The 12,757-nt window shown below is 63.1% G+C and carries 12 protein-coding genes; 1 reads left to right on the top strand and 11 read right to left on the bottom strand.

Going from position 1 to position 12,757, the window contains the following annotated elements; translation table 11 throughout:
- Positions 1 to 17: 17 nt before the first annotated feature.
- From ehuB to GR158_RS06520, 8 genes are all read right to left on the bottom strand, one after another.
- On the bottom strand, positions 18 to 869 hold the full coding sequence (gene ehuB / locus GR158_RS06555) for an ectoine/hydroxyectoine ABC transporter substrate-binding protein EhuB (protein WP_160870439.1): 852 nt from the start codon (positions 867 to 869) through the stop codon (positions 18 to 20).
- 61 nt (positions 870 to 930) lie between these two features.
- Positions 931 to 1,944: a N(2)-acetyl-L-2,4-diaminobutanoate deacetylase DoeB gene (gene doeB, locus GR158_RS06550; protein ID WP_134646790.1), complete on the bottom strand. Its 1,014-nt coding sequence runs from the start codon at positions 1,942 to 1,944 to the stop codon at positions 931 to 933.
- A gap of 7 nt (positions 1,945 to 1,951) precedes the next feature.
- A complete protein-coding gene (doeA, locus tag GR158_RS06545) occupies positions 1,952 to 3,130 on the bottom strand; it encodes an ectoine hydrolase DoeA (RefSeq protein WP_160870438.1) in 1,179 nt (392 codons plus the stop codon).
- Positions 3,127 to 4,140 (bottom strand): ectoine utilization protein EutC, encoded by a 1,014-nt coding sequence (gene eutC, locus GR158_RS06540; protein ID WP_160870437.1) that lies wholly within the window; start codon positions 4,138 to 4,140, stop codon positions 3,127 to 3,129. Before eutC ends, doeA begins: the two co-directional genes overlap by 4 nt.
- Positions 4,137 to 5,156, bottom strand: a complete 1,020-nt coding sequence (gene eutB / locus GR158_RS06535) for a hydroxyectoine utilization dehydratase EutB (protein ID WP_160870436.1) — start codon at positions 5,154 to 5,156, stop codon at positions 4,137 to 4,139. The genes eutC and eutB overlap by 4 nt, the downstream gene beginning before the upstream one ends.
- A 68-nt stretch (positions 5,157 to 5,224) precedes the next feature.
- Entirely contained in the window at positions 5,225 to 6,673 is a 1,449-nt protein-coding gene (locus GR158_RS06530) for a PLP-dependent aminotransferase family protein (RefSeq protein WP_160870435.1), read from the bottom strand.
- A gap of 188 nt (positions 6,674 to 6,861) precedes the next feature.
- Positions 6,862 to 7,518: a hypothetical protein gene (locus tag GR158_RS06525; RefSeq protein ID WP_160870434.1), complete on the bottom strand. Its 657-nt coding sequence runs from the start codon at positions 7,516 to 7,518 to the stop codon at positions 6,862 to 6,864.
- A 43-nt stretch (positions 7,519 to 7,561) separates the two neighbouring features.
- Positions 7,562 to 7,795: a hypothetical protein gene (locus GR158_RS06520; protein ID WP_160870433.1), complete on the bottom strand. Its 234-nt coding sequence runs from the start codon at positions 7,793 to 7,795 to the stop codon at positions 7,562 to 7,564.
- A 310-nt stretch (positions 7,796 to 8,105) separates the two neighbouring features.
- Here GR158_RS06520 and GR158_RS06515 point away from each other — a divergent pair, with 310 nt between their 5' ends.
- Entirely contained in the window at positions 8,106 to 9,320 is a 1,215-nt protein-coding gene (locus tag GR158_RS06515; RefSeq protein WP_160870432.1) for an MFS transporter, read from the top strand.
- A 95-nt stretch (positions 9,321 to 9,415) separates the two neighbouring features.
- Here GR158_RS06515 and GR158_RS06510 read toward each other — a convergent pair whose 3' ends face one another.
- From GR158_RS06510 to GR158_RS06500, 3 genes are all read right to left on the bottom strand, one after another.
- Positions 9,416 to 10,213, bottom strand: coding sequence for an aldolase/citrate lyase family protein (locus tag GR158_RS06510; RefSeq protein WP_160870431.1), 798 nt, complete (start codon positions 10,211 to 10,213; stop codon positions 9,416 to 9,418).
- Positions 10,210 to 11,634, bottom strand: a complete 1,425-nt coding sequence (locus GR158_RS06505) for an FAD-binding oxidoreductase (protein WP_160870430.1) — start codon at positions 11,632 to 11,634, stop codon at positions 10,210 to 10,212. The genes GR158_RS06510 and GR158_RS06505 overlap by 4 nt, the downstream gene beginning before the upstream one ends.
- A 75-nt stretch (positions 11,635 to 11,709) precedes the next feature.
- Positions 11,710 to 12,717, bottom strand: a complete 1,008-nt coding sequence (locus GR158_RS06500; RefSeq protein WP_160870429.1) for a DctP family TRAP transporter solute-binding subunit — start codon at positions 12,715 to 12,717, stop codon at positions 11,710 to 11,712.
- Positions 12,718 to 12,757 lie beyond the last annotated feature (40 nt).

Below are 12,757 nucleotides of genomic sequence, written 5' to 3'. Positions count from 1 at the left end.
ATCGAGCGCCTTTGCCGTTACTTACCGGCGCAGAGGTCTTCGACCTTCTTGCCTGCAGCCGCTTCGATACTCTGCTCGGACAGGCCGTACTTGGCGAGGATCGTCTTGTACTCGTCCGTCTTGCGGAACTCGACAAGCGCGGCGTTGAAGGCGTCGCGCAGGTCCTTGTCTTCCGGACGGAACGCGAAGCCACCATAGTTGCGAACCGGCGCGCCGTCGACGACCGGATCTTCGAACGGTGCGACCTGCTCGACCTGGGCCTGATCCTTTGCGAGCGCGGCGACGGTCAGTTCGGTTGCCGCATAGGCATCGGTCCGGCTTTGAACCGTCGGGATGGCGTCCGCGTTGGCCGGAATGAAGACGATCTGCTCGTCCTTCACGCCGACGGCGCGCAGGAAGTCGACATTGTTGGCGCCCGAGACGACGGCGACCGTCAGCGACGGGTCCTTGGCGATGTCGGCATAGGTCTTCAGGCCCTTCGGATTGCCCTTCTTGACCAGCAGGCCCTCGCCATACGACGAGTTCGGCTCGGTGAAGGCGACCTGCTTGCAGCGCTCCGGCGAGATGTTCTGCTCGGCAGCGGCGAAATCGAAGCGCTTCGCCTTGAGGCCGGGGATCAGCGTGCCGAACGGTGTGACGGTCCAATTGATCTCTTCGACCCCCATCGATTTCAGAACGGCTGTGGCGACATCCGGTCCGATACCCGCCGACGTGCCGTCGGGCTGCATGTAGGAATAGGGGACTTCATTGGCTGTTGCGGCGCGGATGTATCCCTGTTCCTTCACTTCCTCGAGCGTCAGCGCATTGGCCGACGTAACGGCGAAGATCAGCGCAAGGGCGGAAAGGCCGGCGATTTTCTTGATAGGCATGTGCATTCTCCTCTGGTTGGGGTTATGCGGTCCGTTTTCGGATCTCGCTGTCGTTTACGGGCTAGGTTTCCTCCGTGACGGTGGCGATCACGGAAAGGCAGTCGCCGGCCTTGATCAGGCCGGGTACGTGGCGCGCCGCGAGCACGCCATCCATGGCGGCACGATACGCGATGGGCGCAATGCCGGTTTTGCCGACAGGATAGACATGGGCGATCACGTCGCCCGTGCTGACCGCATCGCCGAGATCGGCGGCAAAGGCGATCAGCCCCTCGTCTTCGGCAAAGGTGAAGCAGTCGCTCGAGGGCATGTCCAACCAACGAGTCGGCCCCCTGTCGGGTTCGCCCGAGAGGATGCCGACATGTCGCAGGAGGTTGAGGCTCCCCTTGCGCGCAATCTCTATCGAGCGCGCCGTGGCAGTGCCGGCGCCGCCAAGCTCCGTCGTGACGAACACCTTGCCCATATCCTCGACTGTGGTGTCGAGCATCCCGACCGCATCGATTTCCAGCATCTTCATGGAAAATGGCGCCGCAAAGGCGGCGACGGCCGCAAAACAACGGGCTTCCTGATCCTTGTCCGGAAGTTCGTGCGCGGCGGCATAGGGGAGAAAATCCAGCGTCCTGCCGCCGGAATGAAAGTCGAGCACGATATCGGCGAGCGGGATGAGATGGCGCGTCACGTAGTCGGCGATCTTCTCCGTCACCGTTCCATCCGGCCGGCCCGGGAAGCTGCGGTTGAGGTTGCCGCGATCGATGGGCGACGTACGCGTGCCGGCCCGAAAGGCGGGATAGTTCAGTGCGGGAACGATAATGATGCGCCCGTTCACCTCGGACGGTTTGAGCGCCTGCGCCAGTTCGAACAGGGCGGCCGGCCCCTCATACTCGTCACCGTGGTTGGCGCCGGTCAGAAGGGCCGTCGGCCCCTCGCCGTTGGCGATGACGCAGATCGGGATCATCACCGAGCCCCAGGCGCTGTCGTCACGGCTGTAGGGCAGGCGCAGGTGCCCATGCTGCACGCCCTTCGCGTCGAAATCGACGGAAGGTGTGATAGGCGACGGACGCAGCGCGGCATTGTTCAGCATACCATCAGCCCTTCACGAACAGCTGGCGCGGCACATTGGACAGGCATTCGACGCCCGTCTCGGTAATCGCGATGCTCTCGGTGATCTCGAGCCCCATATCCTCCAGCCACAGGCCGGTCATGAAATGGAACGTCATGCCGGGCTTCAGCTCCGTCCGGTCGCCGGGGCGAAGGCTCATGGTGCGCTCGCCCCAATCCGGCGGATAGGAAAGCCCGATCGGGTAACCGGTGCGGTTGTCCTTGATGATCCCGTATTTCTTCAGCACGCCGAAGAAGGCATTGGCGATGTCTTCGCAGGTATTGCCGGGCTTTGCGGCGGAAAGGCCTGCTTCCATGCCCTCGAGCGTCGCCTTCTCGGCGTCGAGAAAGGCCTGCGTGGGTTTGCCCAGGAATACGGTGCGCGACAGCGGGCAATGGTAGCGCTTGTAGGCACCGGCTATCTCGAAGAAGGTGCCTTCTCCCAACCGCATCGGCTTGTCGTCCCAGGTGAGATGCGGCGCGGAGGCGTCGGCGCCCGACGGCAAAAGCGGCACGATCGCCGGATAATCGCCACCGAATTCCGGCGTGCCGCGAATGCCTGCGTCATAAATCTCGGCGACGAGATCGCATTTGCGCATGCCCGGTTCGACGACATCAACGATACGCTTGTGCATCAGCTCGACGATCTTGCCGGCCTTGCGCATGTAGTCGAGCTCGGTCGGGCTCTTGACGGCGCGCTGCCAGTTCACCAGACCGGCCGCGTCCTTGAAACGAGCGTTCGGCAGGTGCTTCAGCAGCGAGGCGAAGGCCGCGGCCGAGAAATAGTAATTGTCCATCTCGACGCCGACGGTGAGGCCCGACCATTTGCGCTCGTCGATGATCTGCGACAGCAGGTCCATCGGGTGGCGCTCGGTCGATTGCACGTAATGGTCGGGATAGCCGACGATATTGTCTTGATGGAGATAGGCGGTGCGCTTGGCGCCGTTGGCATCCTGCTTGCGGCCATACCAGATCGGCTCGCCGCTCGGCGGCACCAGAACGCATTGGTGCACGTAGAAGGACCAACCGTCGTAGCCGGTCAGCCAATGCATGTTGGACGGGTCCGTGACGACGAGGAGATCGATCCCGGCCGCCTCCATGGCATGGCGGGTCTTGGACAGACGCGCGGCATATTCCTCGCGCGTAAAGTTCAGCGTCACGCTCACGCGTCACCTCCCATTTCTCTTTCATTTTCGATTGTCTGCCCGCTACCGGCACCCGCTGCACGGCTGACGGCGAGATTGGCGATCGCGGTGTCCTGCACGCCGGTGCCGGTCAGGTCGGCGAAGGTAACGCCATCGGCGCTCGTCCGGCCCTTTGCCGAGCCGGCGATCACGGCGCCGAGTTCGGCGAACGGATCATCGGCACCGACCAGGCCCGCCTTGATGGCGTGGTGCAGCTCCCCGAGTATGCGGGTCTGCGGCAGACGGTCGGCAACATATGTGGCGCGGGCGAAGACGGCGGGATCGATCTCGTTCTTGTGCTCGGAATCCGATCCCATCGCGGTGAGATGCTGACCCGCTTCCAGCCATTCAGCCATCAGGATCGGCTTTTCCGCCGGCGTGGTGGTGACGACGATATCGCTGCCGCGCATCGCGTCGCGCGGATCGGCGACGGCGGTAACGTCGATGCCATACTGGTGTATGCATTCGGCGGCCAGCGTCTCCGCCCTGGCATGGTCACGGGCCCAGATTCGCGCCGACCTTATCGGACGAACAAGAGTCAGCGCTGCGAGCTGCATCCGCGCCTGCATGCCGGCACCGAAGATTGTGGCGACGGAGGCGTCCTCACGCGCCAGATGCCGGGCGGCGACGGCACCGGCCGCTGCCGTGCGCACATCCGTCAGATAGCCATTGTCGAGCAGAAGGCCTTCCACGAGACCGGTCTTCGCGCTGAACAGGATCATGAGACCGTTGAGGCTGGGCAGGCCGAGCTTCGGATTGTCGAAGAAACCGGGGCTGACCTTGATGGCGAAACCGTCGAAGCCCGGCACATAGGCGGTCTTGACGTCCACCTCGCCGCGAAACTCAGGAATATCGAGCCGCAGGATCGGCGGCATGGCGACCGGTTTGGTGGCGAGCGCCAGAAAGGCCTGTTCGACGCAATCGACGGCCGATGCATCCAGCCGAACCGCCGCGCGCAGGTCCTTTTCCGTCAGGATGAGAATGCGGCTCATGCGGCATCTCCCTCGATGATATGCCGATGAACGTCTGGGGCGATATTGCTTCCGGAGAGAATGGCGACCGTGGGGCCGGACAGCTTTACCTTGCCGGCGAGAATGGCGCCGACACCGACCGCGCCGGCCCCCTCCACGACCTCGTTCTCCTCGCGCGCGATATGGCGAATGCCCTCGGCAATCTCGTCCTCCGTCAGCAGCACGATATCGTCCAGCAATGCGCGGCAGATCGGGAAGGTCACATGGTTCGAAAGGCCGATGCCGCCACCGAGCGAATCCGCCAGCGTCTGCTCCTCGCGCACCGCAACCGGCCGGCCGGCAGTGATGGAGGCATGCATCGCCGCACCGCGCTCCATCGAGATACCGATGATCCGAGCCTGCGGCCTCAACGCCTTGACCGCGACTGCAATGCCAGCCGCCAGGCCTCCACCGGAGAGCGGAATGAGAACGGTGGAGAGGTCGGGCAGGTCTTCGACGATTTCGAGGCCGATCGTGCCCTGCCCGGCGACGATATCGACATGATCGAAAGGCGGGATCGGCGTCAGCCCATGATCCGCGACGAGGCGGTCGACCTCCTCCTGTGCGTCGTCCTGCGAGACGCCGACGATGCGGATGTCAGCGCCGAGCGCCCTGATGGCCTCGACCTTGTTGGCCGGAACCAGCGAAGACATGCAGATCGTCGCGGGAATGCCGAGCATCTGTGCAGCATAGGCGACCGCCCGGCCGTGATTGCCCGTGGAGGCTGTCACAAGGCCGCGTTCGCGCGCCGTCCGATCGAGCGCAACGATCGCGTTCGTCGCACCGCGCAGCTTGAAAGCGCCGATCGGCTGGTGCGTCTCGAGTTTCAGGTGAACGGGCTGGCCGGTCAGCCGGGACAGGGATGCAGAGCGAACGAGCGGCGTGCGCGTCACACGATCCCGGATGCGCGCGGCCGCGCGCTCGATGTCGGCGAGGCATACCGGCAGCGTCTGGTCTTCGATCGATCGGGCCTGGATTTCGCTTTTCATGATTGTCATGTTGAGAGCGAAATAAAATCATGTCAATTATTATATTGTAATGATTCAATGATTGTCTGTGAGCGCCGTCAGCCGATGGCGCCCACGTCGTAGACCGGGGGCAACTGCTCGAATGCATGCCGCACCGTCGTCAGCGCCTTTCTCAGATTCGCATGGCTCATGCGGCCGCCGAGGCAGATGCGGATGCCGCCGCCATGGCCGGGACCGGCGATGAAGGGTTCCGACGGCGTGACCGCGACATTCTGGTTGGCGAGCGAACGCACAAGGCCGTCCTCGGTCCATTGCTGAGGCAGCTTCAGCCAGGCACACAGGGAAAGCGGATGGCTTGACGCGAAATGATCACCCAGGATCTCCGCGGCGATGCTTTGGCGCACCCTCGCCTCCGCCCGCTGCAGCGAAAGCAGGTGCCGCGCCGTGCCGTTTTCGACCCAGCGCGCGGCGATCTCGGCGGTCAGGTAAGTGCCGCTCCAGCTCGACACACGCAGGATGGACGCCGCGCGGATGGAATAGGCGGGCGGCACGACGAGATAGCCGACACGCAGGCCGGTCAGCACGGTCTTGGTAAAGCTCGTGACGAAAAAACCGAGTTCCGGCAGCAATTCGGTGATTGACGGCAGATCCTCCTCGATCATCGGCCTGTAGACCTCGTCCTCGACGACGAAGACCCCATGACGCTGCGCGATCTCTGCGATGGCGCGCCTGCGCTCGGCGCCGGCAACATGGCCTGTCGGGTTGTTGAGCGTCGGGATAAGGACCAGTGCCCGAACACCACCCGCGGCACAGGCCGCCTCCAGAGCCTCGGGCAGAATGCCTTCCCCGTCGGTGGGCAGGCCCTTCAGGCTGAAGCCGAGGATGTTGGACAGGCCGATGATGCCGTGGTCGGTCAGATTCTCGCACAGGACGACGTCTCCGGAGCGAATGACGCAGCTGAGCGCAAGGAAGATGCTATGCGCGGCACCGTTCGTCACCAGGATGCGCTCTGCGCCCGCGCTGACCCCCAGCGGCTGCAACCAAAGCCGCGCGATTTCGCGATGGCGCTCCAGCCCCGCTATCGGACGGCAGGGGCGCATGAAGCTTGCGATATCGCTATCGGCAAGCTCATGGAAGATCTCGCGCGAAGCGGCGTCATGCGCGTCGAGATAGACGGCACGGATGATCGAAAGGTCGAGCACCTCATTGTGGCTCTGGTCGAGCATCATGCGACCGGCGCGATCCGTCACCCGCGCCTTGACGAAGGTCCCCCGGCCGATCTCACCGCTCAGATACCCGAGCCGCTCCGCCTCCTTGTAGGAGAGGCTGACGGTCTGCACCGACAGGCCGAGTTCGCGGGCCAGATCACGATGGGTCGGCATGCGGTCCATCGGCTTGAGAAGGCCGGAATCGATGTCGGCGATGATACGCTCCGTGAGGGCGGCATGTTTCGTCTCACCCTTCTGCTTTGCCAGGACCGGGCGCCACGCCACAGCCTTTGTGGCAGGAACCGGATCGACGGCAAGGGGATTGGCGTGACGACGCATAAATTGTCTCGCTTCAAAAGCAACTATTTCATGACATTATGCACTTTTGAAACAAAAGATGAAGCGTCGTGCGCCGCATTGGCATGACTTACTTTCGAAGTTTCTCTGAAAGAGCCCTTAGTTCGCCGCGCCGGCACACAATTCATCAACGCAAAGAACACTCGATCTCCCGTCTTGGCCGTTGCCGTTCAAGGCTCCCCTTCCAGCATCTCCTGGATATCTTGTCCCGCATCACCAGCCATGGAATCGGCTTTGGCGGCCGCATCGAGGAAGTCTTTCTGCGAAGCGACCGTATAATTGCAGCCGACAAACATCGTCTTGGGTTTTCCCGCGTCTGCCGGCATGCCGAGCATCATGGCCAAGGCGTCATCGGTTGGCGCAAAGGCGCCGATCATCGGCCCACTCTCGGGATCGACGAAACGATAGTACTGCTCGGTCAGCTTGATCGGCGCGCGTTTCATGTCCTGCGTCCGGATCGTCGCGAGGGCAGCATCATAATCCCGTTCCGTCACGACCCATTCCTGGAGGAACGCGATCCGTGTCGCTGATGCGCCAAACACGGTGATCGGCGTCTTGAGGTCGAAGGTCTCGAGCCCCATCATTCCATCATGGCCGTCATCATCGACCGGCGAGAGCCATTCCGGAATGGCGCCGCCCATGAAGAGCGCCATTCCGGCTTCGCCGAGGGTTTCGCGAGGCGCGCGACACTCCGCGAGCGCAGAAAGGATTTCGGGCGTAAGCTCGAACGCATCCTGCTCCGCGGGCAGGTCTTCGGCACGGGCGCTGCCTGCCGGCTGGCACAGAAACGCAACAGCGATGAACGCGCTCAGGTAGGATTTGATCACGGCCACTCCGTTTGCACCTTTCGGATTGAGGTCGTCGCAGGCTTTACGACCCGGAATACTTCACGGTGACGCCACGCTGGCGAAAGTAAGCCTGCATGAGCTTTCTGCCGGAGCGGTTGTTCTGCACGAGCCTGGCGGGGTCGAACACGGCCTCTCTCACCCCTTCCCGCGCCAACGCGGCCTTCAGGGTCGCGATGTGCACATCGATGTCTGCATTATCGGCTTGAAGCGATCCATAAATGCGCTCCACTGCCTCTGCCACTGTCGGTTCGCTCATGTCGGTACTCCTGTCGTTATCCGGCGGAGGACCGCCACATTCCCCGCATTAGCAGCCCTGGCCATCCCGATCTACTGGCCTGCATGGACTTCAACAAGGGATTCCGGAAACGAAGCGTCGGCAGATATGCTGAAGATGCGATCGTCAGAACGCCGTTTCCAACCGTGCCTGCCGATGCCGTGTTGAAAAAATTGCGTGTATGTCGGGAATTGACGCCGGCAAACGTCTTTATCACAGTCGCGTCGAACTGCGCCCACCCAAACGCGATGCAAGACATTCTGCCCGGCCAAAACCGTCACGGAGAAACAGCATGCGCAAGAACGGATATCGTTGGGTTGTCGTGGCTGCCGGCGGTCTGCTCGGCTGCGTGGCCATAGGCTCCATGTTCACCCTGCCAGTCTTCATCCGCCCGATCGTGACGGAGACCGGCTGGTCCGTCACCGGGATATCCACCGCCATGACGATTGCCTTCCTCGCGATGGCGCTGGGCAGCATCGTTTTCGGCTCTCTGTCCGACCGGATCGGCGTGCGGCCGGTCGTGCTGGGAGGATCGGCGGCGCTCGCCGGCAGCCTGGCATGGGCGAGCCGCGCGACCTCGCTTTACGAATTCCAGCTGATTTTCGGCCTGCTGGTCGGCCTGTCGATCGCAGCGATCCTCCCGCCGCTGATGGCCTCGGTCATGGGCTGGTTCGATACGCAGCGCAGTCTGGCCGTTTCGCTCGTGTCAGCGGGCATGGGCATGGCGCCGATGACGGTGTCACCCCTCGCGGCCTGGCTGGTCTCGACCTACGACTGGCGCTCTTCAATGCTTGCGATCGCGGTCCTCGCGGCAGCCACCATGTTACCGATCTCGCTTTTCCTCCGGCAACCTCCGGAGACCGGCGAGGAAGGCAATGCGCCCCTTGCGGAAAGCGACGCCGGCACCCCAATGTCCGTTGGAACGGCGCTCAGATCGCAACCCTTCATCATCCTGATGCTGGTCAACTTCTTCTGTTGCGCCACCCATTCCGGTCCGATCTTCCATACCGTCGGCTATGCCGTCAGCTGTGGCATCCCCCTGATTGCGGCCGTGACGATCTACAGCGTCGAGGGCTTCGCCGGGTTGGGCGGTCGTGTTGCCTTCGGATTGCTGGCCGACCGCTTCGGCGCCAAGAACATCCTTGTTCTGGGTCTTCTCGCGCAGGCGATCGTGGCATTCTTCTTTTTCTTCGTCCGCCAACTGGAGGGATTCTATGCCGTCGCAGCCATGTTCGGCTTCATCTATTCCGGCGTCATGCCGCTCTATGCCGTTCTGGCGCGTGAAAACTTTCCGCAGAGAATGATGGGCACGATCATCGGCGGCACCGGCATGGCAGGCGGGCTCGGCATGGCGCTCGGCCCTTGGGCCGGCGGCCTGATCTACGACACCTTCGCCACGTATACCTGGCTCTACCTCGGCGCCTGCGGCATGGGTCTCGGAGCCTTCCTCATCGCCATGACCTTCAAACCGTTCCCGAAGACCGAAGCCCAGATGGTAACGGGTTAGCGGCGTAAGCGAGGCTGCGCGCGAACCGGCATCCGCGGACGCCCGACGAGGCGCGCCGGATACCGGACATGCGCAGCGGCAGCCTCCTCCACCGCTCAGTAGCGGTTGATGGCCGTGGGTTTGCCTTCCGCACCGAGTTGCCTGTCGCGTTCAGCAGCAGCCTGCCGCGCGCCGTTGACGATCAAAGACACGTCGTTGGGACCGATGATGAAGCGATAGCCGAGGCGTGCCAGATCGGCGAAATCGCGGCCCGCGCCAACAATCGTGCCGAGCGGTTTACCGGCTTTCGCCGCGCCGTCCTCGATCGTTTTCAGCAGAGCCTGGGGCTCAGGCTCCAGCATGCGCTCCATCTTGCCGATCGATGCGGCGAGGTCGTTCGGCCCGACGAAAAGCATGTCGATGCCCGGCACCGCAGCGATTGCCGCAAGGTTTTCGACCGCCTGGTGATGCTCGATCTGCACCATCAGCAGCAATTCGTCATGTGCATTGCTCGCATAATCGGGCCGCGCGCCGTAGCGCGACGCCCTGACGATCGGAGCGGCATAGCCGCGGCGTCCACGGGCCGGATAGGTGCAGAATTCAGCGATGGAACGCGCATAGTCGGCTGTGTTGACCTGCGGGACGATCAGGGATCGGATGCCCCGGTCGAGTACGCGTTTCAGCGTCGTCTCCGAGCCATCCGGTACGCGCATGACGACCTCGCCGCCGGCGGCTTCGACCGCGCGCGCGACATGAACCGCCTCCTCGATTCCGCCGATGCCGTGTTCACCGTCGATGACGATGACCGGCCAGCCGTTCATCACCATGGCCTCTGCATTGTCCGGGCTTCCCATCTCCGACCAGGCGGCGGTGACTGTTTCGCCAGCGAGGATGCGCTGCTTGATCGGGTTCACGATGCGGCCTCCACATCAAGGTCGATGACCTTGCCTGGGTTGAGGATGTTCTTCGGATCCAGCGCCTTCTTGATGGTCGCCATCAGGGCGAGTTCCTCGGCGCTGCGCGAATAGGGCAGATAGGGCTTCTTGACCGTGCCGATGCCGTGCTCTGCCGAGACAGTGCCCCCGAAGGCGCGCACCGTCTCATAGACGATCCGGTTGATATCGGCTGCAGGCTGCGTCGCGGCACCTTCGACGAGCGCGACGATGTGAAGGTTGCCGTCCCCGATATGGCCGTAATAAACCGACAGGCAGCCTGGAACTTCAACTTCCAGGCGCGACCGGCACGCCTTGGCGAAATCGTCCATGGCGTCGACCGGCAGGCCGATGTCGAAGGCGCAATGCGCGCCGAGCACGGTCTGGAATTCACCTGCAGCATCGCGGGTGCGCCAGAAGGCCAGCGTGTCCGCCTTGCTCTGGGAAATCGCCGCATCGGCGATAAGCCCTGCCTCGAACTGGCTCTCCAACCAGCTCTGGAACCGTCCGCCGTCCACCTGCTCGTCAAGGCCCTGCGCTTCGACAAGCACATAGAACGCGTGGTCGCCCTCGACCGGGCGGCGGATACCGGGCACACGCACCGTCGCGGCATGCCAATAGTCCGGCCACATAACCTCGAAGGCCGACAGGAGCGGACCAAGTCCGCGGCGCGCGCCGTTCAGGAGCTTGACCACGCTGCCGTAATCATCGACGCCGCAAAGCGCCGCCATCGTGCAGCCGGGTTGCGGATGGAGACGCAAGACCGTGCGCGTGATGACGCCGAGCGTGCCTTCCGACCCGATGAACAGCTGCTTCAAATCGAAACCGGCGTTGTTCTTGATCATCTTGTTGAGGCTGGTCATCAGCGTACCGTCGGCCAGAGCCACCTCGATACCCAGCACCATTTCGCGTGCCATACCGTACCGGATGACGCGGTTGCCGCCGGCGTTCGTTCCGAGATTGCCACCGATGGCGCAGCTGCCCCGCGCGCCGAGATCGAGCGGAATGAAGAAGCCGGCCTCATCCGCGGCCTTCTGGATCACCTCGAGCGGCGTGCCCGCCCTGACCGTCATGGTGGCGGCTGCGGCGTCAATCTCCTCGATGCCCTGGAGGCGCTCAAGGGAAAGGGCAACCGCTCCTTCGATTGGATGTGCGCCGCCGGCAAGCCCGGTCAGGCCGCCCTGCGGCACCACCGGGACATCATGCGCGGCGCATATGCGCAGCACATCGGCAACGCCTTGCGGGGTGTCGGGACGTGCGACCGCGAGGGGGCGGACAGGCGGCAGAAAGCTCGTATCAGCCGTGTTGCGGGCGGGAATGTCCGCTCCGGTCAGAAGCGCATTTCGATCCAGAATGGCGGAAAGCGCCTGAATGCATTCACCGGCGCGGGCTTGGGCGATCATATCGTGATGGGTCCTGAAACTGTTGACTGCGTCCGACGGCGCGGCGGACCGCGCCGTCGGTTGGGAGGATCGCGCTTATTGGCCGCGCATGGCGGCAAGCTGGTCCTGAACGAGTGTGAACGGTTCTTCGCCGATGGACGCCTTGTTGGCGTCGTAGACGGGCTTGATCGCTTCGCGCAGGCGCTCCATCTCGGCGTCACTCAGCGTTTCCACGACTTCGACACCGTGGCCGCGCAAGGCTTCGAGAGCCTCGAGGGCGGCAGCGCGGCTGCGTTCCAGCTGAGCGGTACGTGCTTCCTTCGCGCAGGTCTGCAGCAGTTCCTGTTCCTGCGGCGTGTAGCTGTCCCACACCTTCTTGGAGAACATGACCGGCGTCGGCGAATAGGCATGACGCGTCAATGTCAGATACTTCTGCACCTCGTAGAACTTCGAAGCCTCGATCAGCGGCAGCGGATTTTCCTGGCCATCGACGGCGCCGGTTTCCAGTGCGGTGAACACCTCTCCGAACGCCATCGGTACCGGATTGGCGCCGAGACGGCGGAAGGTATCGAGGAAGATGTTGTTCTGCATCACGCGGAAGTTGAGGCCGCGGAAATCGTCGAGCTTTTCGATCGGATGCTTTGAATTGGTGGTGTTGCGGAAACCGTTCTCCCAGAACGACAGAAGCACCAGCCCGTGATCGGGCATGCGCTTGGCGAGGTAGTCGTAGAAGGGGCCGGTCAGGACGGCATCCGCTTCGGCATCCGAGGCAAACAGGAACGGCAGGCCGAAGACGTTCATGGCCGGCTCGATGCCGGCAAGCGCGTCGGCTCCGGCGACAACCATTTCGAGCGAGCTGGACCGCACGGACTGTGTTGCATCCAGATCGTCGCCCAGCGCACCGGAATAGAAACCGCGAAGCTTCATCTTGCCGTCGGAGCCGGCTTGCAGGCACGCCGACATCGCATCGACGCCAGCCGCGACCGGATGGTCTTTCGGCGCACCGTTGGACACCTTGATATTGCGGCTGTTGAACTCGGCCGATGCCGCTCCGGCAAACATGGTGGCAGCCATCAAGGCGGCCGCGAAAATCTTGAGTTTCATTTTCACTTTCCTCCAAAGTGTGGCGTGGCGAAGGATTTCG

This window comes from Shinella sp. AETb1-6, from assembly GCF_009826875.1.
In the GTDB taxonomy this organism is placed as follows: Bacteria; Pseudomonadota; Alphaproteobacteria; order Rhizobiales; family Rhizobiaceae; genus Shinella; species Shinella sumterensis.
Note: the sequence above shows the minus strand (reverse complement) of the source record. Positions and strands in the feature narration are given on the sequence as shown.